General features: G+C 49.3%; 12 protein-coding genes. All 12 read right to left on the reverse strand.

What is annotated here, in order from left to right; genetic code table 11:
- Window positions 1-40: 40 nt before the first annotated feature.
- Window positions 41-1,141 carry a glycoside hydrolase family protein gene (locus BMZ54_RS30050; RefSeq protein ID WP_089920569.1) on the reverse strand — a complete coding sequence of 367 codons (1,101 nt, stop codon included), beginning with the start codon at window positions 1,139-1,141 and terminating at the stop codon, window positions 41-43.
- A gap of 4 nt (window positions 1,142-1,145) precedes the next feature.
- Window positions 1,146-4,334 (reverse strand): glycosyl hydrolase, encoded by a 3,189-nt coding sequence (locus tag BMZ54_RS30055; RefSeq protein ID WP_089920571.1) that lies wholly within the window; start codon window positions 4,332-4,334, stop codon window positions 1,146-1,148.
- On the reverse strand, window positions 4,334-5,233 hold the full coding sequence (locus BMZ54_RS30060) for a sugar phosphate isomerase/epimerase family protein (protein ID WP_089920574.1): 900 nt from the start codon (window positions 5,231-5,233) through the stop codon (window positions 4,334-4,336). Before BMZ54_RS30060 ends, BMZ54_RS30055 begins: the two co-directional genes overlap by 1 nt.
- A 195-nt stretch (window positions 5,234-5,428) precedes the next feature.
- Window positions 5,429-6,529, reverse strand: coding sequence for a sialidase family protein (locus tag BMZ54_RS30065; protein ID WP_238386730.1), 1,101 nt, complete (start codon window positions 6,527-6,529; stop codon window positions 5,429-5,431).
- A gap of 2 nt (window positions 6,530-6,531) precedes the next feature.
- Window positions 6,532-9,282, reverse strand: a complete 2,751-nt coding sequence (locus BMZ54_RS30070; RefSeq protein WP_089920576.1) for a glycoside hydrolase family 78 protein — start codon at window positions 9,280-9,282, stop codon at window positions 6,532-6,534.
- Complete coding sequence (locus BMZ54_RS30075) at window positions 9,282-11,120, reverse strand: six-hairpin glycosidase (RefSeq protein WP_089920578.1); 1,839 nt, start codon at window positions 11,118-11,120, stop codon at window positions 9,282-9,284. Before BMZ54_RS30075 ends, BMZ54_RS30070 begins: the two co-directional genes overlap by 1 nt.
- Before the next feature lie 27 nt (window positions 11,121-11,147).
- The gene (locus BMZ54_RS33415) at window positions 11,148-13,394 is read right to left on the reverse strand and encodes an apiosidase-like domain-containing protein (protein WP_089920876.1); all 2,247 of its coding nucleotides are present in this window, start codon (window positions 13,392-13,394) and stop codon (window positions 11,148-11,150) included.
- Window positions 13,395-13,409: 15 nt separating this feature from the next.
- Window positions 13,410-16,529 carry a DUF6298 domain-containing protein gene (locus BMZ54_RS30085; RefSeq protein ID WP_089920580.1) on the reverse strand — a complete coding sequence of 1,040 codons (3,120 nt, stop codon included), beginning with the start codon at window positions 16,527-16,529 and terminating at the stop codon, window positions 13,410-13,412.
- Between the two features lie 136 nt (window positions 16,530-16,665).
- A complete protein-coding gene (locus BMZ54_RS30090; RefSeq protein ID WP_089920582.1) occupies window positions 16,666-17,316 on the reverse strand; it encodes a DUF3826 domain-containing protein in 651 nt (216 codons plus the stop codon).
- A gap of 16 nt (window positions 17,317-17,332) precedes the next feature.
- Window positions 17,333-19,027, reverse strand: coding sequence for a polysaccharide lyase (locus BMZ54_RS30095; RefSeq protein WP_089920584.1), 1,695 nt, complete (start codon window positions 19,025-19,027; stop codon window positions 17,333-17,335).
- A gap of 54 nt (window positions 19,028-19,081) precedes the next feature.
- The gene (locus tag BMZ54_RS30100) at window positions 19,082-20,854 is read right to left on the reverse strand and encodes a RagB/SusD family nutrient uptake outer membrane protein (protein WP_089920586.1); all 1,773 of its coding nucleotides are present in this window, start codon (window positions 20,852-20,854) and stop codon (window positions 19,082-19,084) included.
- Between the two features lie 23 nt (window positions 20,855-20,877).
- A complete protein-coding gene (locus BMZ54_RS30105; protein ID WP_089920588.1) occupies window positions 20,878-24,084 on the reverse strand; it encodes a SusC/RagA family TonB-linked outer membrane protein in 3,207 nt (1,068 codons plus the stop codon).
- Between the last annotated feature and the right edge of the window lie 80 nt (window positions 24,085-24,164).

Raw genomic sequence — 24,164 nt, forward strand, 5'->3', positions numbered from 1 at the left:
TAATTATAAATGCAATATAAAATTAAGGGAGCATCCCACATCATTTATCCACGTGCGGTACAAACTGCACTTCACTTTTTCCCTTATCTACAGATGTAGCTACGGCAATACCCCGCTGCTCGGCCTTATTCACGGCGCAGTAGAAATGATATACTACGCCTTTGTAAAACACCACACTGGATTTATGTGCAAAAAGATCATCAAAGGATGCTGAGGACTTTATTAAGTCGTCACCGGTCCAGTCGGTCCAGTGCACCAGGTCATAGGAACAGGCAAAACGGTTAAAGGCGCCGGGCCTGTCTTTCCAGAAGGCGCCGAAGTAGAACATTACCCATACATCATTCATGCGCTGGATCCATGGATCGCCGGTAATGCCGGCGTGATGGTTCAGCACCGGTTCTTTTTCATAGCGCTTCCAGTGCACCATATCGTCAGATACTGCCATACCTATACGCTCCTTCCCTCTTTTGGGTTTAAGGCTGTCGCCTTTTGCATTGTAATACAGTATAAAAGGATAGCCAATGCTGTTGGTTTTATCCCATAATACCGTGCTTTTATACAAGGTGTTGTTCTCCCACCAGCGAACATCTGCATCAGTGGCCATCAGTACAGGTTTAGGCAACCGCTGCCACTCATGGGCTTTTGCAGGATTCTTCTTTGTATACGCCATTCCAATTGAAAGCAAGCCCTGTTCATAACCGCGGTTGCTGCCGCCAATGTACGACATCCAGTATTTACCCTTATAGGGCTGCCATTCATAGCTGCCGCCCCATTGCGGATCCTGCAGGGCTATGTATCCTGCCTTCTGGTTATTATCCCAATCCGTAGTATCAGAAAAAGACATGAGCCGGCCCATTGTTTTCCAGTGCAGCAGGTCGTCACTGCCGGAGAGCCAGGTTTCATAACCCCTTCCGTCAAAAACAATATAGGTCATATACCATTTATCGTTCTTGCGGAACACGCTTGGGCAATCTATTTTCTTTGCATTATCTGAGGGTACCAATACCAGCCCGTATTTATAGGGTGTTTTCACCTGGTCGTAAACATGCTGCATTACATTGGCGGGTACCTCCTGCGGTTTGCTTTGCGCACAGGCAATCGTTCCAATTAAAAGCAGTATATATGTTAGCATGTGTCTCATCGTGTCATTCATTTGTTTTCACTATTGTTACAGGCCCCAGCAAACCGGCTTCCAGCAGCGGACTTCCCTCTAAACGATAAGGCGCGGTAGTGCGGGTAATACGCTGTGCTTCCGGCAGTCTGTGATCTCCGATCAAACGGTTGGCCCAGGTGTTGGATACTTCGATCTTTAACTCGTTGCTACCGTTGTGTAAGGCTTTTGTAATATCCACACGGTAAGGTGCGGTCCAGGCCACACCGCAGGGTATGCCATTCAGGGTAATTTCCGCAATATTGGCTACCCGTCCTACATCCAGCCATATACGGCCGGTAGTTGCTTTCCAGTTAAATGCTTTCGCATATGTGGCAGTACCGGAATAATAGCGAATGGTACTGTCTGTGTGTTTACTCCAATCCTGCAGCTGATGGAACGTTATAGGTTGTTCACGGCCGCCTGCTTTTTTATTAAAGGCAGCCTGCCAGCTACCCGTGAGGGTTTGCAGCGTTTGCGGCTGCTGCCAGTTCTGACCGGTATGCTGTTCCTTTTGCGTGATTGGCTTACGCAGCACCACGAATATGGAACCTGAAGGTCCTAACTGTAACGGCAGGAGCGTACGCCCTTTTTCAACAGACCATTCTTTTGCTGTTTGTATATCACCGGTAACCGGGTCCCATAGCTCAGGTACCTTACCGGCTACACGAAGCGAAACATCCAGGATGCGGGCAGTATCCAGCTGGTTAGCGATGAAATAGATATCTGCATCCGGCAGCTGGCGGTGGGTCCAGACCACGCCGGGTTGTGTAATTACATCTCTTTCCAGGCGCCATTCGTGCCAGGTTTTCAATTTTAATGTTTGCATGATCCGGCGCACCGTATCATCACTGGCAGGGAAACCGGATAAGCCCGGCGCATGATCTGCCTGTTCTGCAGTAAGTATTGTAGCACCAGCCTTCACCAGCTCCTGCAAGCGGACAGCCACTTCCGGCGACAACATTTTTGCATCCGGCGACATAGCATGCGGGCCGGGTAATACCAATGCGGCATAGCTGGCACCACCCGGCAGCTCAATACGGCCGTTGTGCACTTCCGTTAACCGTAACAAAGCATCGCGGTTAAAAGAATCATATCCATCTTCTACAATACCGGGTAAAGTGTTTAGGCGGTCCGGTAATATGGCGCGACGGGGTATTTCCTCGCCAGTGAATACGGCTACATCCACTACCGGCCGGCCTTGTTGTAACAGGGCCTGGCAACGTTGTGCATAGGTAACCCAGGCGCGGCCCGGTTTCCACCAGGTTTGATCCCGCTGAAAGTAAAGCCCCACTCCGTCCAGCGTCATACCCGGAGCACGGTCTGTCCAGGGATTGTGCGCGAATACATGATACACCAGTCGGTTCACGCCCATGGCATAATTCTTATCCTGCAAGGCTTTTAACATGGCAGGATGCTCATCCCAGGCCATGCGTAATTCCGTAAAAGCTTCTGATTGTATAATCTGTTTCCCATAAATATGCGCACCGGAAATAGCGTCCAGCATATCATTGGGTTTATCGTGTGTGGGTGACCGTAGCCAGAACTCACCCATGGGAATATCCACTGCGCTGTAATGGGCCATGCCGTCGCTGGTCATGGTGGGCGCTACATTTTCCGCACTAAAGCTGCAACCCTTTTCATGCGCCAGCTTTCCCATGGTGCCGTAAAAATTATCTACTACCAGCTCAGAGATCGTTTGGCGGATATCGTGTAAAAACCGTTCTGAGATGGCGGCGCTTTGCACCGGGATACCGGCCATTACCGGCAAATAAGTGTACAGATCATAGCCTCTGCGGCGGCGAAACTCTTCGCGGAACACCGGCGACCAGTTCTGGCTGCCGCATTCCCAGCTATCCACATGGAATACTTTTAACACGCGGCCGGCTAATGCGGGTCCCACCTGCCTGAAAGCTTCTCCGAACCACTTATCAAACTGCAGACGGATGGCAACAGGGTTAAACTTATCACACTCCAGCCCAATCCCCGCGCCACCGGTAGCATTGGTATGACCTGTAGAGGTATGGCCGATACGCAGGATGGTCCAGCGGCCGGGTGGTACCTGCCATAACAGGCGGCCCTGTTTATCTAATTTACCGGTAAGGTTAATGATCTTATTCAACGGCACACATAATGAATCCGGCACCTGCGCTGTAGTAGTACGGCTGCTGATACGCCAGATCTCCCCGTTCTTTCCTTCAAACTGGTGCAGGCGCGGCTCACTGGATAATGTAATACCACAGACCTTTAAAGTGGTTTTCCATTTGGCAGCATCCAGGTCTTCGGATCCGGCTTCTGAGCCGGTGCTGTCATATACAAACCGGAAATAACGTGCAGTCGTGGGGGTGATGGCATGTGTTACGCCAAAATCATTATCCTGCCAGCCATGGCGGGGCGCCTCCAAACGGCCAATGCTACGGAAGTTTCGTCCATCATCGCTAACAGTTACTATCAGGCGCTGCGCCTGGTAGTTAGGTCCATTGGTGCGGATGTGAATATTGCGGCAGGTGAAGGGCTTATCAAATGCATACTGGATCCAGCAGGCGGCTTCACTGCGGAAGTTCTCTTTGTTATTGGGATCCAGTAAAAAGCGTGCATCTATGCCGGCCTGGCTGGTGCTTACCACCGGCGCAGGAGCGGGCCCTGTTCCTGGTAATGCGGGATAAGCCAGCACCTGGATATCTTTATAATAACCTTTATAGGCAGGCGGGGTTAACAAGGTATCATTAAACAGCCGGTTGCCCTCCACCTGTGTTTCTGACCAAACCACTTTTTGCATGGAGAGCTCCGGCGTTATCCAGGGGCCGCCAGCCAATGCAAAACCATCACAATCATGCATCGCCATCTGCAAACCTAAGCGGTCTGCTTCCTGTATGGCAAAACGCACCATGTCCCACCATTCCGGCGTTAGCTGCGCTACCGGCGGCTGCATCAGCGGCGGGTTAGCAGCGCCTTTTATTGGCATCAGGTAAGCGCCGCCAATACCTGCCTCTTTCATTGCTTCCAGGTCGGCAGTAATACCGGCCTTTGATACGCTGGCCTGCATCCAGTACCAGAATACCCAGGGCTTAGCCGCAGCTGGCGGTTGGCGGAAATCCCTTTCCAGGTCATGCTGCTGCGCTATAGCCGGCAGTGATAACATACACGCCCATACGTAAAACAGTATCGTTCTTATACCTTTCATTAAGCCTGTTGAAAAACCGATTTCAGATATTTAGTATTTGCGCCAAAGTTCCATTTTACATTACGTGGGTCCTTCGCATTGCGGGAGCGCTCTATCACCAGCCAGCCGCTCCAGCCCATTTTATCCAGCGTATGTTTTACTTTAGGTAAATGAATACGCGGGTTATCCTGCAGCCATACACCATCTTTATCCGTACAGTGGATCTGGCAGATACGGTTCTTACCCAGGATGCGCAATTCCTTTTGCAGATCGCGGCCTGCTTCCAGCGCATTGGCAAAGTTGAAATAACTCTGGATGGCATGAGAACCAATATCATCCATCAGCTTAACCTCTCCGGCTGCATCCAGGGATGTTTCTATTCCAATGATCACATTTGCTTTCTCTGCCTGTTTGGCCACTGCCTGCAAACGCTGCACAATTACAGGGCGCAGCTCCGGATGTTGTACCAGGTCGCCCTGTATGCCCAGGGGCAGGAAAGCTACCTTTACGTTTAGCTGGGTCATAGTATCAATGCAGTCCTGCACCATTTTGTCTACCCCCGGACGTTCCGCAAACGACTGTGCATAAAAACCCGACATGGCAACAGAACTGATTTTCAGGTTCAGCTCTTTTGCTTTGTCCAGGAACTGCTGGCGCAAAACAGGATCTACGAGCTTATTATCAAAAGTTTCCCGGTTACCTAAACCGCCCATATCCAGCTCTACCCCATCAGCGCCAATATCTTTGGTAAGCTGAAATGCGCCCAGCTTCTGCCTTTTAAGGATCATCCAGTCGCACACGGCTATTTTATAACGCTGATCAGTATTTGCAGGCGTGGTAGCAGCCCAGGATAACTGACGGTGTAATAAACCCGCTGTAAGGGCCAGAGAAGTATTGAGAAGGAAGTGACGACGGTCCATTTAATTACGAATTATTCAATTACGAATTACGAATTGGTTTTACGTTTTGGAATGTTATCTATATAACTACCAATAGTATTGGTACAATTATTTGATCACAAATTATCAACTACAAATTCCGGTCAGCATTTAATAGTGCGAACACCGTAATTACGAACTACTCAATTCGTAATTCGTAATTGGATAATTCGTAATTCACTTTGGCCATTGGCCATTTTTAATCTCTGTGAGCTGTAATTGCTTAGGATCTATTTTCACATACTTGATGCGCTCCCGGCGCCAGGTATATACAATGTGAATAGAACCATCCTTTGCGCAGATCACAGAAGGATAGGAATACTGGCTGATGGGTGAGTCTTCCAGCACCAGCGCGGCATTCCATACCTTACCATCTTTGGATATAGCTACGTTCAAAGGTGTGCGCGGGCCTTTGGGCTTACCATCCGGTGGCAGCACATGATTATATACCAGCAGCTGCCGGCCATCCTGCATGGTTACTGCATCTGTACCGGAATTATTATTTGGCAGATCAATTGGCGCTATGGCCGACCAGCTGCGGCCGTTATCTGTTGACCAGGATTCCAGTATCGCGCGGTTCTTGCTTCTGCAAAGGATCTGCAGCCTGCCATCTTTGTAAAACAGCACGCTGGGTTGTATAGCGTTGTAAGTTTTTCCATCATTGATAGGGCCTACCTTTTCCCAGGTATTGCCATTGTCTTTTGTGAGCTCAAAGTGTACCTTCCAGCCATCGCCTTCTGTACTGGACGGGCAGAGCAAAGTACCATCACTTAACAACACCGGTTTATTCTTAACAGGCCCTAAATAACCATCGGGCAAGGCTTTGGGAGCCGACCAGGTAGTACCGCCATCTTTTGAGCTGATCATCCAGCCCTTCCATTGCGCTACTTTAGGACCTATTTTATAGAACAATAACAGATCGCCGCCGGGCACCTGGTATAATACCGGGTTCCAGCAGGCATAGCGGGTAGTGTCGTTCTTTTTACCATTGGCTACTTTCACCGGTGTTGTCCACTGGCTTTTGGCTATTGCTTTATGGCTTACCCAGATGCTTACATCCGGTTTGCCCTCTTTGGTACCGCCAAACCAGGCTGCTACAAGTCCTTTCGGGGTTTCTGCAATGGTAGCCGCGTGGCAGGATGGAAAGGATGCTTTCTCAAAAATAAATTCATCTGTCAGGATCCCTTCTTTAAAAGTACGCGGCTTACCTGTTTGCCCCTGGCTAATGAGCGCTGCGAGTAATAGAAACCCGGCGCAAAAAATACGTTTATACATCATAGTTATTTACTGCTTTCAAATTCATAATTCCCGGAGCCTACCTCAAACACGGCCCGGTCACCTTCCATACGCAACCACCTTACACCAGCTGCTTTGGCAGCGGCGTTACCACGTTCCTTTACCTGTGCAGCAGCGGTAGCGGGTATATATACTAACGCAGTTGTATTACCCGGCACAGAAATATTCCAGGTAAATGTACCGTTCACATTCTTCCACTCGCTTTTGATAGTACCGTGAATGGATTGATAGGAAGCATTTACTGTTTGTAACCCTTCCGGCAAAACCGGCTGCATGATCACCTGTTTAAAGCCCGGAGATGCTGTGCTGCTGCGGATGCCGGCCAGGTCCTCATAATACCAGATCAGCAGATCGCCCAGCAGCATTACATGGTTATGGGAGTTCATGGCTGGATTAGCCGTGTCGCCATTCCAGAGCTCCCAGATAGTGGTAGCGCCACGGTCTATCATATATCCCCAGCTGGGATAATCGCGGTTAGCGGCAATGTGAAAGGCCAGCTCCGGCTTACCCCAGCGGCTTAAACCGCGCATAAGCCATTGCGTGCCTATTACCCCGGTGCTGATATGTCCTTTATATTCCTGTTGTATTTTATTCACAATATTGCTGAACACCTGCTTTTCCGTTGCAGCGGGTGTTATTCCAAAATACAATGGCAATAAGTTAGCAGTTACCGTATTATTGCTGTATTGTGCAGTAAGCGGGTTAAAGAATTTCCGGTTAAAGGCAGTGCGGATGTGCGCGCACAGCTCTGCAAATGCCTGTGCATCCTGCGGTTTATGCAGCACGTTTGCAAAACGCTGCATTAAAAATAACAGGCGGTAGTAATAAGCCGTGGCCAGTAAGGTACCATCCGTATTTCGGGTAGAATCCCTGGAATGAATGAGCTGTAATGATTCCGGCGGCACACACCAATCACCGTATTTATCTTTAGTGACGATGTAATCTTTCATGTACTTAGCGCGCATGTAGGCCAGCCACTTCTTCATAGTATCATAATGTTTGGCAATAGCCCGCTGATCGCCAAACTGCCCGTACAACATATCAGCTACCAGGATGTAGGTACCCGGCCAGGTAACATTATCACTGTAATAACGCCAGTAGGCCGGCGCTACGTCCGGTATGGCGCCTTCCGGCGTTTGTGCTTCCTCAATATCATCCAGCCATTTGGCATATAGTTTTGCATTGTCAAACAGGTAAGCTTCCCCGTAGGCGCCGGTAGCGCGGTCACCCAGCCAGGGCATACGCTCATTGCGTTGCGGACAATCCAGCGGCATACCTTTGTAATTGCTGCGAATGCCCTGGTAAGCGTTATTAAAGATCTGGTTCAGGGTAGTGTCTGAGGAAGTGAACGTGCCGGTGGTACTGATATTATCGTAGATCACCTGCCCTTCAAAATCCTGTACAGTAGGTGTGCCGGGGTAATTGCTGATCTCTGCGTACCGGAAGCCATGATATACAAACGCCGGGTGCCAGGTTTCTGTACCCCCGCCTTTTAGTGTATACCTATCCGTTACTTTGGCATCCCGCAGGTTAGCGGTGTAAAGGGAGCCATCAGGCTGCAAGGTTTCTGCAAAACGTAAGGTGACATTTGTACCGCGCGGACCTTTTACTTTCATTTGCAGCCAGCCTGCCATGTTCTGCCCCATATCAAGGATGTACACACCTGGCTTTAATTCTTTTATGGACCTGGGCTGCAGCCTTTCCATCACCTGCATTTTTTCATTCAGCTGCGCCCTTATTACACCACCGGGGGCCTGTACCAATTCTGGCTGCAGCCAGGCATGATCATCAAAACCGGCAGTATTCCAGCCGGGCATTTCTTTGGTGGCATCATATTCTTCACCATCGTATTCATTATTGGTGCGGATAGGCCCATCGGTGGTTACCTTCCAGGAAGCGTCACTGGCAAAGGTTTCGCGGGTACCATTGGTATATTCAATTTCCAGCTGCAGCAACATTTTAGGATAACCGAATGTGCGGATCTTTTGCGGTTTATAAGCCTGGCGCATGGTAAAGAAACGGCCATTGCCAAGTATAGTTCCTATTGCATTATCGCCCTGATGCAAAGCGTCAGTTACATCATAGGTATTGTACAATACACTTTTGGTATAATCTGTGGGCGCGGGCGCCAATACCTGGTTACCGATGCGCTGTCCGTTCATATACAGCTCATACCAGCCTAAGCCGGCTATATAGGCTGTAGCCTTTTTGACAGCTTGCTTTACTGTAAATGTTTTACGGAAGTAACGGGCCGACAAACGGGAGAACTTACTTTGCGCACTATCCCAGGGAAATGCACGATCCAGCCCTATCCAGCTGGCCTGCCAATCTTTTGTGGCTAACAGCGCCATGCTCCATTGTGCCGGCGCGCTCCATTCACTGGCGCCCTGCGTGGTCCAGGTTCTTACTTTCCAGTAACAGATTGCTCTGCTCTGTAAAGGAGCTCCTGCATACAGCACCTGTACGGATTGGCTGCTGCTTACCTTACCGGAGTTCCACAGATCGCCTTCATTTGCAGCCAGCTTTTCTGCAGATGATGCTACCAGCACCTGGTAAGCAGTTTGTAGCACATTGCGCTGCGCGCTGCTGATCTCCCAGCTCAGGCGGGGCGTTGTAACATCAATACCTGTTGGGTTAGATAACAATTCGCAACGCAGGTTTTGCAGCTGCACATTCGCGGTGGCCGGCCCCGCGGCAGAAATGAGTATTGTTAATATGGCAATAAAATAGCGCATTAGTTTGCTGCTGCTGTTTTTAATGACCGGATATAAAAGACTGCCTCATCCTCCGGCTCACCGGCATTGGGCAGGTCGTAGGTTTGTGCAGCAGGCGTATCCGCATTAGGCTCATGCCGTGGCATACCGGTGCGGAACACAATACGGCTCACATTCCGCACGGGCGCAAACGTAAGCTGGTTTAGGGCATCCTTACCATTAATGTTCACTGTATAAAAGCGGGTGTAAGTATTTAGCGTGATGCGGATATTATAGGTAGTGCCGGCCTCGTATTTCATGATGTTCTTGAACTTTGCACCGGCCTTTGCCCGCAGCACACCATCCGGCTCAAACATCAGCCGCACGCAGCCGCTGCCTTTAGCGTCCTGCAGCTCTACATGTAGCAGGCCTTTGTTATTTTGTGCAGGTGTTATGGAAAACTCCACCGCTGCTCTTTGTGTTTCCGGGAACAGGTGTTCTGCTTTAGCATAATCGTACCGGTCCTTATCTTTCAGCACCAACGCGGAGCCATCCGGTGTTTGTTCCATTTTCACGGGCGCCCAGCAGGGACTGTAAATATTCCATAAATTCAGCGCTGTATCCGGCCGCATTTCTTTAAACACATCATTTACCTGCTCCGTTGCTTTCTCCATGACCGGCACTTTTACGCGGGATACCCAGATGTCCTCCTTACTCATGCTGTATGTCACCCACAGGTCGCCATCCGGCGGTGTGCCATTCTTTTCAGTGATGCCCCGGATGTATTGCGGACCGTAATCTTTGAAATTGCCATGGTAACGCAGGGGAGAAATTTCACCATGTACCAGCAACATGTTCGTATATTCCAGGCCGTTATCACTTAAAGAAATGGCCAACGGCCAGCGGTATTCAGAGGGATTGTATACTGTGGCATAACGGCCGTCGGCTGTACGCTGCCCCCAGATCTTGGCATTGGCATTTACAAAGCCCGGCGCCCTTACTGCAGATTCAGGCCAGGTTTTGCCTTCATCTTTACTGATAGCAGTAAGCGCATTTTTCCACAGCCCCACTACCCTGCCATCCGGCAAATGGTAATAGCTTAATGCTTTGTATTGTTTTTTGAGCGGTATAAGCGGATCATTGCGATCTGATTCCTCATTCCACTGCTGCGTTACAAGCGGATCGGCCAGCAGCTCGTTACAGGCTTCCACGAAACCCTTATCCTTGCTGCTGGTATAATAGGGATAGGAGGTGTTCTTTGCATTCCAGGCAGGGTTATAATGAATGAAGTAAACAGGACCGTAGCTACCGTCCGGCAGTATTTCCCGTACTACACGGCCTATACCCTTTCCATCATTTGGGTCATCATCTATATCCAGGCAAAAACCGTAAAAGGCTAGTGCCAGCAAACGCTTTTTCTTAGAAGTATAAAATCCCATGCGCTGATGCATCACGGCATATAAATTATGCGCTACACCAGGGTGGCCTTCTTTGGTAGTGCCATCCGGTATTTTATACCGCGGAAAGATCACCTCCGGTTTGGTCCAGCTGTAACCGTCTTTAGAGGTGGTTAATAGTGTTTGGCCGGGCGGTATATGCTCACCAATACTGTCACTTAAATATTCCAGGTAGAATTTGTTATTCCAGTAAGCCAGCATGGGTGCGTGGTTGTATGTCCAGCCGGCGCCTTCTGCCATTTCAGGATGCTCACGGTTAGCGCGCAGCACCTGTATGTTATGTACGCCCATGGCCGGGCTTAGCTGCCCATGGTGGTAATCAATATTCACACGGGTTTGGCCGGTATAACGTACCGTGTCCTGCGCTTTACTTGTAATAGCGAGTAATAAGAGTGGAATAATATGCAGTAGTTTCCCGTTCATGCTTTAGTTTTTATGTGTGCCACACGTTTAGCGCTGTAGCGCATCCAATAATTCTTCTTTTACCTTTAAGATAGTGCCGTGCTTATGCCCTTCCGGTACCAGCACCTCCCCGGATATATCTGTGAATGTTTTAAAATCCGATGTTCTAACCGCGCCATATTCTTTATCGCGGTAGGCATCAAAATAGATCAGCCAGTTCTGCCCTGCTTTTACTACGGCAGGACCTTCTGTAAAAGAGGGTGTAAATGCCTTTGATACATTTTTGTACGGGCCTAAAGCCTGCGTGCTGAAGGCTACTTTGATATCCCTTTCCGGGCGGGTATTATCTTTTAAGATCAGCACATATTTACCTGCCGCCTGCTCTGCAATCACACAATCAATTACGCTGAAGCCGGGATCCAGGAACAACTTAGCAGGGGTAAAGGTTTTAAAATCTTTTGTAGTGGTATAATACATGCGGTGGTTATTATCCTCATCCTCCTGCCCTTTAGGAAAACGGCGTGGAATGGTGGATGCCCAGATAATAATATACTGGCTGGTAGCCTTATCATAAAACAGTTCCGGCGCCCATACATTTACGGTTGTGGGCTCTTTTTCCATTACGTTAATGGCCCGCTGCTCCGACCAATGTACCAGGTCTTTGGAGCTGGCATAACCAAATCCCTTATCTCCTTTCCAGCCGCTGGTCCATACCAGGTGAAAAGTACCATCGGCGTCCTGGATCATAGAAGGGTCGCGCATTAATTTCTTTTCACCTACCTGCGGCTGCAGGAAGGAATGGCCCAGATCCAGCCAGTGATAAGCATCATAGCTGTATAACAGGTGCAGACCGTCTGTAGCAGGCTCCCGGAAAGAGGTGAACAAATACACTTCCTTGCCGGGCGTGTAGGTATCCAGTATTAATACCCAGTCATTCCCATCTTTTTGCTCGCCCGGCGGGTCAAAAGTGTTAACACCTTTGTTCGGGTATTTACCAATGATGGTTACAGCGCCATTGCGCGGGTTATACCAGGATGCCTTTACAGTATCTCCTGCAATCTTACCCATGTTCACCGGTATATTGCGGCCATTGTACGTGTAAATAAATGCATACTGCTGCCCGCGGGTAGCCAGCAACCGGTTATAGCGGCTTCCCTGCCCGCTGGCTATCAACGACTGATCCGGTACCCGTTCAAAATAAGGACGTGACAACAGCAGGTTTTTCAGATACACCATTTGCTGTGCACCGGGATCGTTCATGGCGCTGGTCCATACTTCACGTACACCGTAAGCGCCGTTACTATCCGTGGATTTGTGCATTTGCATTACGGCGTTATGCCCGTATGTATAACCGGCAGCACCGGCAAAAACAGACCAGTAACCGTAACGGCGCACATCACTGTCGGTCCAGCGGGGCTGCAGGCTGTCGTGCAGGCCATGTGGAATGCCTTCGTAAGAGGGCTCTCCATCCAGCGTTGGTTTTGTGGGCGTAAGACGGTAATCTGTTACAATGTATTTCCAGTTATCTTCTCCATAGTGCATGTCTTCTGCGCTGGTATCCTGCGCGTAAGTACGGTGGCCGGACTGCATCATATTAAACTGCAGCCAGCTCTCTTTATGAAACCAGGTGGAGGATTGCATACGTCCCCTGGGATGGTAAGTAACCAGGTGCGCAGTATCTGCTGCATGCAGAGTGCTGCCAATGGCGTTCCATACCTGTATGTGATCGCTTCCCTTTATATCACCTCCATTCAGCCAGATGATGTTGGGCCGATTCCTATAACGGGCAGCTAACCAGGCTGCATAGATCTTTGCTTCCTGCTCACTTACATGCCCCTCTTTTACATTAGAGCCCCATACCGGCACCAGCGCCATGTACAGGCCCTTTTCCGCTGCTTTATCAACAATATAATCTACATGATCCCAGAAATCATATTGCGCGGTATCCGTAAATGTATTGCCGGGTGTAGTTTTAGGGGTCGCTACATTTTTATTGACCAGGGCACTGTCGCCATAGGCATTTACCTGGCCCAGGCTGTGCACCACCATTACCTGTATTACGTTAAACCCTTTCTGACGGCGGTTCTCCAGGTAGTTATCTGCTTCTTCACGGGTGAGCTTATTAAACAGTAACCAGCCGGTATCGCCTAACCAGAAAAAGGGCGCACCACCGGCGGTTGTAAAATACCGGCCATTGGCAGAGATATGCAGCGGAGCTACCCGCTTCATTTGTGCCTGTACAGCGCCGGTGATCATTAATAATGTTATGGATAGTATAAAACCGATCTTTTGCATGATTCCCATTTATGTTTATTTATTGCTTACCCAAACCACTACCGGGCCTGCGCCTGGATTTTGTAAGGTAAGATCTCTACCGCCTGCCTGTTCTTCTGTTTTCAACAGCCGCCCGTCCTTAGGATCTATCCAATGGATACTACAGGTACCGGTAGTTTTGCTCAGATCCAGCTGTATTGGGCCGGATGCATTGCTGTAAACAATATATGCTTTGCCGTTAGTTAACCTCCACTGCCCCTGCGTACCTGCTACCGGGTGCATAGCAGCAGCTGCTTCCAGGAAGCCCTTGTCTGCTATTGCCGGGATACCGGCCAAAGAACCACCGGCCATAAAAGCTGCCCAGGCAAATTCATCGTATGCGCTGCCGGCATATACCACAGCTTTTTCCGGGTATTTATTACGGTATTCGCTTACGGCCCGGTATACCTGCTCAAAAGTACTTTTCTTAGGTTTCAGCAGGCGGGCATGCTGGCGTGGCGCCAGGTTCTGGCCACCTAATGGTGCATAGGCGCTGCCATCCGGCTGGTAGTGCCACTGGCGTATATCTATTACAGTTATAAGCTTTGAACGTACAGGATCGGCCAGTATAGCATCCTGCACATCTTTGGTGGTGCTAAGGCCAATAGTTACTTTTTTACCGGTTTCTTTTTCCCAGGCCAGGATGGTATCTATCCAGAACTGCACAAAGGCCAGCGGCCCGGTAAATTCCGCTCCGATAAAATGGATCACCCCTGTATTGCCGGCAAAATTATCCATGCACTTGCGGATGTAAGCCTGGTGCAGCTTGCGGCGTACCGGGTTAGTTACATCATAGAACTGCTCCGCCATAAAGATGCGCTTATCACCTGCATAGGGAGGCGGTTCGGGGAAACCGGTATGATTGATATTGTTGGCGCTGCGCCAGGGAAAATCTGCATAGTGCGCACCGGCTTCAATAATGTTATGCTGAAAATAATCCTGGTGCACCAGCACTAATCCCTGCTGGTCGGCCAGGTTGGCAAACTGTTTCAGGCGCATCCAGTACCAGGCGTTGTATTTGGTAAGATCGTACTGGCTCAGGCCATCCCAGGCGGTTCCCTGCCCGCTGCGGGCAAAAGGCAGCTCGTAAAAGGGAGGCCATACTTCGCCATTCATACGGCGTATGCGTTCATGATCATCGCGCCGGCGCTCATACCACAACCCATAATTATGTTCCAGGGATACAATGTGCTTATCCCTCATCCACTGTGCTACTTCCTGCAGATCGTCTGTGAGGCCGGTACCAATGCGGCCGGGCACAAAGCGGGTTACATCGGGCTTAGCTTCTTTAATACCATCGGGCCGTACATCTCCCCGCCACCAGGGCACTTCAAAATGCTCCCCGGTTAATACGGCATTGCCGCGCAGCAGCCAGCCATTACCTACATGCATGGGAGCAGCCAGCGCGGGCACTGCTGGTTTCGTATAACCTATATCGTTAATAGTTTTAACACCGGTTGCTTTTGTAGTAACCGGATTGCGGTTTGATGCATCATCTATCCAGTCTGTGAGCTGTGGCAGCGGTTTAACAGCTGCCCGGGTCAATGCAACGGCCTGCTCTACACCGGGACTGCTGGAAGCTTCTGATTCCACCGGCATCAGCTGCGCCTGCTGTTTAACGTCTTTGCCTAAACGATCGGCCAGCTGCGCATAATACAAACTGCGGGGGGGAATATGCTCATTGGAATCGCCCCAGTACCCGTCGCCTGCAAACTGTGCCCAGGTTGCAAAAGCCCAGTTGTTGGCAGTTGGTGGACGGTAACAGTCCACACGTGCAGCGCTGCATTGCCAGAATACGCTGTTAGCAGCGCTCCATCCGGCGCCCTGCCCATCCTGACCGCGGTTACCAAAACGCAGGGCATTACCATCTACATTCACTACATCAAACAATACCCCGGAGGCCCAGCTATCAATGGCACCACTGAAATTATTGGGTAAATGTGATTCACATTGTACAAATGCATTAGGACCTGCTGCACAAAAACCCACCGCGAAATCGTGATAGCCGTATTCCGCATAATTACGCTGGAACAGGGTTTGCTGCCCCATCGTCCAAAAGCTATAACGGCGCTGCCCGCCTATTTCAGAAACAGGCAGCAGCGATTTGCAATCTTCTACCGTGATCCGTTTGCTTGTTTCCAGCGCCAGCACAGCCGATCCTGCAAAATGTTCAAAGGTGACCTGGCGTACCCAGGCATCGCAAATATTTTCCAGGGTAATGGCCATCCAGCGGTGGGCTTCATCTTTTGGATTATTTACATCGTAAGTGGATTGGCAGCGCAGGTTTTCAATACCGGTTTGCTCAATACGGCCCGGCCAGCTGTATGTAGCCAGGGTGCCGCCGCCATAAGCGGTATCCAGCGCAGTGGTTAAGGGTACATCCAGAGTAATGGCATTTCCGTCTACTGCTATTATGGTACGGTCCCAGTCTATATCACGCTCGCCCGGTTTCCACCCAAGCGTAGTAATACCTCCGCCCATGTGATCCATGCCTAAAGCCTCTATCCATTCTTTAGTGCTGGGACGGTGAACCAGCACTTTATCGCCCACCTTAAAACCCTGCGCAGCAGCCACATGAATAGTACGGGCATTTACCGGCACATAAGCATCGGTAATTTTAACAGGGGTATTGGTGCTGCGGTCAGGCCGGCCAAATATGCGGATGAGTGTTTGCCGGTCAGGACCTGTGCCCACCAGTGTAGTACCCTGCTCCTCTGCCCCGCTGCCGCGTAATACCACGCCGCTGGCGCGCATATGCAGGCTACCGGCTATTTCATAGCGGCCTTTCTGCAGCAGCACTGCACCGCGTATACCCTGTTTATCCGCCGGCAACGTTGCCACATAATCCAATGCCGCCTGTACTGGTACGGTAGCATCGCCCTTTATAACAGGGACCACTATACGTACCGGTACATCCGGAATGGATTGTTCGCTGGCCATATAACCGCAATAGGAAAAATCAGGGATCCGGTTGCCCTGCTCATCTGGCGCATATACCAAATGTCCGCTGGCATTAAGCTCCACCGGTGGTGCAGGTTTATTTTTTTTCTGTGCATACACACCGGTTGTAGTACCCAGCGTTAGCACACAAAATATGTTGATCAGTTTCCAGTTCATTCTTCTTTTGTTAAAACGAAGCAGCATAGAACGAAGTAAGAAGTAGGATGTACGACATAAGAAGCCTGGTTGCTACTTACATCATACATCCTACTTCATATAGATTATTTCTGCGCCGTATGCTTACTTCCTGCTTCTACATTCCCTTTCTTTTCTTCCAGTCGGCCTCTACTTCTTTCATATTGTAACCGGCAGCGGAAAGGTAATTGTTAATACGGCCTTTGTATTTTCCGAACCAGGCGTGCTTCTTTTCTGAAGAACCTGCATCCATGGCATGTTCACGGGCTTCTACCAGCCAGGCCATCATCTGTGCTTTCTGCTGCTGGGTAAGGTTAGGCAGCATATCCATGTACACGCCGTAAGTAAGCGGCAGCACACCATAGGTCATGCCATCCTTTACCTGGTCTACCTGCGCAGGGTTCAGCTTTGCGGACAGCTTAGCCAGGTATGCCTGGTGCAGCGCATCCAGCTTTTTATTGGTAGCGTCTTCAATACCCTGTAAACGGGTATCCAGCGCAGGCTTGTTGTCCTTCAATTCCTCTTTGGCGGCCTTCACCTGTGTGTCCCGTTCCATTTGGATCTTATTCAGATCCTGGTATTGCTGTGCAATAATATCACGCACCTGTGTGGATACCGCGGTATTGCCCATGTTCATGGAAGCCACGATCTTATCGGCACGCTGGGTTACCACCCTCACATAGGCCGTATCCGCACCTGCGCTTTGCGCAACTACCGGGGCAGTGGCCAGCATACATCCTGCTAAAAATAAATATTGTAATCGTTTCATAACAAGTCAATTGCTATTAACGGCTCATCTGGCCGCTGGTTTTACCTGAAAGCGTGTTAAAATTGTTCTTTGGATCTTTCCAGTTCACTTTTTTATCCGGGTTAATGCCATTGATGAATTTCTCAATGTTCGTATACCCATCGCCGTTCATATCCTTCGCCGCATCGGCAGCATCTTTGGGGTTCAGCCCATGTTTGCTTTCCCACTCATCGGGCATTCCATCGTTATCGGAATCTTTGTAAGGCGTACCCTTATATTCCGGGTAGCCGCCCACCTGGCTGATGTCGGCAATAATACCCTGTTTGTAGGAATCCTTGTCCAAACGGCGGTGAATGTACTGGCTGCCTACATCTGTAGCCGTATTATCCTTGTAAATGATCTTGCCGGTGCGTACCTGTTCTACCACGCGGGTATCTACCGGGTCGCGCTTAGGTAAGGTAGCGCCTGCGTTGGCCAGTACAAATTCATATGCTTCTTTGGCTGACATTATTGTAATAGCCGGCATGGGTAAAGGTTTTACAATGCGCATATCATCGCGGTACGGGCCGGCATCTTCCTCATCTTCTACCTGCACGCCACCGGCCCAGTTATCTTTAGTTATCTTGTCGTAACCTTCCATAATGTTACCGTTCACATACGCACGGCCAAACACTTTATATTTCAGCTTGCTGCGGCCTGATTCCGGTTTAATGATACGATGGCCCACCGGCTCATCTTTCGGTGTAATGGGACCGGGTTTATAATAGTTATTGATGATGTTGAACAAGCCACGGTAATCGCTGCCATCCATGGTACGGTGCTTCCAGTTAAATACAACGTTGTTCACAAAGTTAAACTGCCCAAACCAGCCGATAGACGGGTTACGGCCGGTATTGCAGGCCCACAGGTTACGCATGAACGTGCAGTTCTCACCGCCAATGGTGCTGCCAAAAGAGTGGTTGTAGGTGTCCAGCGCTTCGGAAGAGATACAGTTCTGGATGGTAATGTTAACGGTAGGCAGCTTCTCGTCCGGTGAACCATCTCCGGGATTGTACATGTGACGGTACATGGAGATATTTTCATCCAGGCCCCAGCTGGTGGAGCAATGGTCTATGATAATGTTGCCTACAGGATTGCCGCCCAGCGCATCATCCCGGCGGCCTACATTAGTTTCGCCACGGCGGAAACGCATAAAGCGGATGATCACATCATGTGTGTTGATCCACACTGATTCCCCTGCTACACATACGCCATCGCCCGGTGCAGTTTGTCCTGCAATGGTGATATAAGGTGCACGGATGATCAGCGGGCTTTTTAAATGTATGATACCTGCCACGTTAAATACAATAATGCGGGCGCCGCCCTGTTCTGCTGCATCGCGCAGAGTGCCGGGGCCACGGTCTTCCAGGCTGGTTACCACATACACTTTGCCGCCACGGCCGCCGAATGTATACGCGCCGCCGCCTTCTGCACCTGGAAATGCAGGAATATCTGCCTGCGGCAGGTCCGTTGGGCGGGAAGCCCAGGGGACAAAAGGCTTACCATGTTTTGCATCCTCATTAATGACCGGCAATGCTTTTTCCCATGCTTCATCAGACAAGCGCTGCGCCTCCTTCAAAGCTGCTTCATTGGCCGCCTGTATATCCTTTGGTATAGTTGGATATTGTGCCAGCACGGGCTGGGCCAGTCCCAGTGCAACAGTGCACGTAAGTGCAACAAAATAGTTCTTCATCTTCTTATTATTTCAGTTTAACAACATAAGCATGTCCGTGTATCCGTTCGTATCTTATTGTACGGGATCAAAGCTTCCGCCCCAACCCACATTCTGATCCAGCTTAGGATTATTATCTATGGCTGATTTAGGGATGGCGAAGAAATAGTATTCCGGTTTCCAGTTAATGGCATACTTGGTATCCATTATTTTTGGTGCGATGGTGAAATAGCTGGTATAAGCAAGATCCAGGTCCATTTTATCACGTTGCGCTTTAAAGTCGTCAGCGCTGATCGCATCGGTATTCAATTTAATAATAACGCCGGTACGTTTCCTGCCATTCAACACATTTTCAAACATTTTCCAGCGGCGCAGGTCCCAGAAACGTTTGCCTTCAAATGCAAACTCATACAGCCTTTCATCCAGGATGGCGTTAAACATTTCAGCGCGTGTCATACCTGCTTTCAGGCCATAGAGCTGGTCTGCACCGGCATCAATGCCTGCACGTTTACGAATGGCTACTAACTGTTCATATGCTTCTGCAGTGTTATTAACGCCGCAGGCAGTTTCTGCCAGGGTCAGTAACACTTCTGCATAACGGATCTCCATCCAGTCGGTACCGGAGTATTGTACGTTACCGGTAGTTACGGCCGGATCAATTGCTTTGCGGCAATAGAAGCCGGTGCTGCTGGCCTTCCCGGTTTCCGTAGAAGTATTGCCTACAAAGTAGGTCCAGATCTTATAATCATTTATCCCGTTCAATGGCCAGGTAGCACCATTAAAAGCAATGGTGTTATCAAACCTGGGATCGCGGTTCTTATAAAAGGTTTGTGCATTGTAGGTGTAAGCGCTGGTAGCATCCGTGATCTTCTTACCATCTTTCATGGGGAAAGCATCCACCAGCTCTTTGGATGGCTGGTTAGAACCGCCACCGGTACCATTTATAGACGGACGTGTGCTATTGTCAAACCCATTGTTCTTTTTTGTCTGATCGCCGGAGAGGTTGTTGTAACAGGTTACAAATACCGCCTCGGGATTATTCACTTCTGAAAACCACATATTCTGGAAAGAAGAATTAAGGCCATAACCGTTGGAAGAAAGCAGGTCTTTTGCTGCTTTGGCTGCAGTGTAAGCAGCCTGCCACCTGTCTGCCAGGTCGGAAGGATTAAATTCGGGGCTGGCCCAGTATAACAGTGCCCTTGCTTTCAATGCAGCAGCTGCGCCACTGGTAATGCGGCCCCAGTCATTGGTATTGGGCCATCTGGCGGGCAGGGTTGCAATAGCTGCGTCCAGGTCTTTTACAATTTGAGCAATACATTCGGAAGTTTTGTTGCGGGGCACATAAGCTTCCTGTTTAGCTTCATCACCCACTGCACTTTGCGGTTCCAGGATAATGGGTACGCCACCATATAATTTCACCAGCTCAAAATAACGCCAGGCACGGAAAAATAATGCCTGGCTTTTTAAAGTTGTTTTCCAGGTAGTGGTTAAGGAACCGCCATCCACCTGTTGTATGAACAGGTTAATAGCGCGGATCTTACCAAAGGCGTTATTGGCATCCAGCTTTGTGCCAAAATCATTTACATCATTTGGCTGCAGGGTACCTTCAAAGTATTTGCTTTCTCCATAAGATTCGTCGGACAGGTTGCCGCTGGGGCCCCAGGTGCCGCCCCAGCCAGGCAGGTTCTGGTCATAGATATAATCAAGATAGGTACGTGCCAGCACGGAATCATTAAATACCAGGTCGCCCTGTAATGAGCCCAGATCCCTTTTATCCAGCACCTTACTACAGCTTGCCATGGATAACAGCAAAACCGAAAATATAAATATGTGAATTCGTGTACGCATTGTCGTTGTTTTTTTCTTACTAATTACAGACCTACATTAATTCCAAACGCAAATGTTCTCAGGTTGGGATACACATCATATGATCCCAGTGCATTATCCCTGTAATCAAACGGGTTGTAGAAGTTAAAGGGATTGGTAGCGCTGATATAAAGTTTCAGACCTTCCATGCCCATCTTCCTTGTCATGAACCTTGGGAAAGTATAGGAAAGGTTCAGTGTACGCATCCGGAAATTAAAGGCGCTCTTGCTCCAGAAAGATGAAGCCAGGTCGTAGGTAGTACTATAATAAGGATCCGGATAAGTTGCGTTGGTATTTTCCGGTGTCCAGTGATCGGTCCAGAAAGCCGGGCGGGAAGAGGTAGCAGTAGCCTGTTTACGGGCACCGCTTTCTATCTGCGCTACACCACCGAAGGAACCGGCCATTACCATATCCAGCCGGAATCCTTTATAACCTGCGCCTATGTTTATACCGAAGCTGTAGTGATTGTCGGCTTTATTGGTAATAAAGGTCTGGTCATTTTCATCGATCTTACCATCTGGTCCGGCATACTGATTAGTGAGCGGATCTTTTGCACCACGGATATCTTTATAGTATAACATACCGGGCGCAGGTTTTTTACCCATGATAGTATAGTCAGGATTCTTTGCCAGGAAATTATCTACATCGGCCTGTGTTCTGAACATGCCTTCGTATACATATCCTTTCAAACCCATATCCAGGGAGTGGCCGTTGGGATCTTCCCAGGTACCGATTACACCGCGGTCCACATCTACTTTCACTGCTTTGGCATCACTCCAGGCCAGGAAACCGCCCACATTAAAATCAATGTTCTTACCAATGCGGTCATTCCATCCCAGTGATAGCTCATAACCGTATGCATTGATGGTATTATAGTTCTCCGCAGAAATAGCAGAACCTACTGTAAGCGGTACGGCTGCTGTTAAGGAAGTAAGCATGTTATAGCGGTGATCGTAAAACCCATCAATGGTAACGGATAAACGATTATTCAGCGCTTTAGCATCAATACCGGCATTAAATTTCAGGTCATCGTCCCAGCGGGCGGCGGGGTTAGGCATAGATTCCGGCCTGGTACCTACGTACTTGGCACTGTTGCCGCCAAATACGGCGCCCCCGGTTTGGCTGGGCGTATAACGCTGTAAATAGCCCCAGGCCTTGGTAGCGTCACCACCCAGGTGACCGGCTGAAGCACGTAATTTCAGGAAATCAATTGCGTTCACATTCTGCCGGAAAAAATTCTCTTCTGATATTACCCAACCTGCGGACACAGATGGGAAAAAGCCCCAGCGGTAAGCCGGTGCAAAGTTGGTGGAGGCATCATAACGGAAAGCAAATTCCAGCAGGTACTTATCTGCATAAGTATAATTCAAACGGCCTATGTAAGACAGGTTACCGGTTTCATTGGCTGTTTCATATACGTTCATAGCGCCGAATGCAAAACGGGAAATATCCGGGGCGCTTTCAGTAGGATCTTCTGTATAAGCCTGCACATCGTCATAGCTGTATTCAGACTGCTCTGCTACTGCCAGCACGGAGATCTCATGCTTACCAAATTTGCGGTTGTAGCTCAGGTAACCATCCAGCTGGTAACGGTCGCCATAGGAAGGTTTGAAGAATACCCGGGCGCCGTTCTTCATACGGGTAGGCCCTACCACATCACCGCCTATGATATGCTTGTGCTCACCCAGTCCGGTGAAAGAGTACAGGTTGTAGTAAGTACCAAACTGTTTAGGGAATACATTGTCCATTATTTTGGCGTACTGCACTTTGGCGGTTAAGCCTTTAATAAAGGTGGGCTGGTATTCCAGGTTGGCTACTACATTCAGGCTGTTGGAACGTGTTTGGCTATAGTTGTCCAATGCCTGTATTGCAAAGAAGTGGAAGGCATCAATATTATTAGCAGTGCTCAGCAGCACGGGTAAACCATTTACATAAGGGGGATTGAACTGCGGGGTATAGATCAGCCCTTTCAGGTCATTCTCTGCATTTTCACCACCCTGTTTCAGCAGGAACATTTTGGTGTTAGACAGATCGCCGCTTACAGAAAGGGATGTTTTTAAACCGGTGGCCAGCTTCACATCCGTGCTGGCGCGGAATGTCCAGCGGTCGTTCCTGATCTTGTCCAGGTTACCGTTCTGGTAAAAGTAAGTAGCACCTGCAAAGAAGGTAGCTTTTTCCGTACCGCCACTGATATTAAAGGTATGGCGGGTAGTAAGGGAGGTTTTCCAGGCCTGGCGCAGCCAGTCGTAATTATGATCTTTAAAATATGCTAATTCATCGGGCGTATAAATAACCGGGTCAGTAGCTGGTTTGCCTCCGGTAGTGTTCATATCATTCAGGTAAGTAGCCAGGTCATAACCCGTCATCATGGTAGGCAGCTTGGTAGCCTGGCTAAAACCCACGGATGAATTGTAATTGATAGCCAGCTTACCAGCCTTTCCCCTTTTGGTTTTTACCACAATGGCGCCCTGTGAGGAACGTGCACCATACACCGCTGCAGCGGCATCTTTTAACACGGAAATACTTTCCACTTCCGTAGGATCCAGCAGGTTAAAATCATCCGGGGTACGGATCACGTCATCAATGATATACAACGGCTGTAAAGTACCTCCATCTTTAGCATAAATAACAGGGTTGCGGATGGTAATAGTACCTGGAGTTCCGGGGCGGGCGGTACCACCACCTACGCTTACTCCCGGCAGCTTACCGGCGAGTGTTGCAGACAGGTTGCCCAAAGGCAGGTCCTCAATCTCTTTTACGTTCACTGTGGCAACGGCGCCTGTTAAATGAATTTTTTTCTGGGAACCATAACCTACTATTATTGTTTCAGAAAGGTCCGTAACCCCTCTTTTCATAGTTACATTTACTGCAGAACGGTCATTCACAGGCTGTTCCAGCGGGGCCTGGCCTGTGTAGGTAAAAACCAGTACAGCTTTTCCATCCGGTACCTGTATGCTGTAGTTGCCATCAATATCTGTTACGGTACCTTTTGATTGTCCTTTTAAACGGACGGTTACGCCGGGAACTTCGGAACCATCTTCAGAGAATACTTTCCCCCTGACAGTAATACCTGCTGGTTTTCCGGCAACGGTAACAGGTGTGTTGTTGTTTTGTGCATACGTGGTTGTGGTGTTGGCACATAAGTATAGTAGTATCAGCAATACAGTTCCCCCTGTGGTAAGTCGCTTACCAGAAAGTAAATGATTAATCATTGTTTTAATGATTTAAGAATAGGACTAAATAAGTTGATAGAACAGGACTAAGTAGTTTGGTGTCGGCTGGACAATTAAAA

The organism is Chitinophaga rupis (assembly GCF_900109685.1).
Classification (GTDB): Bacteria; Bacteroidota; Bacteroidia; order Chitinophagales; family Chitinophagaceae; genus Chitinophaga; species Chitinophaga rupis.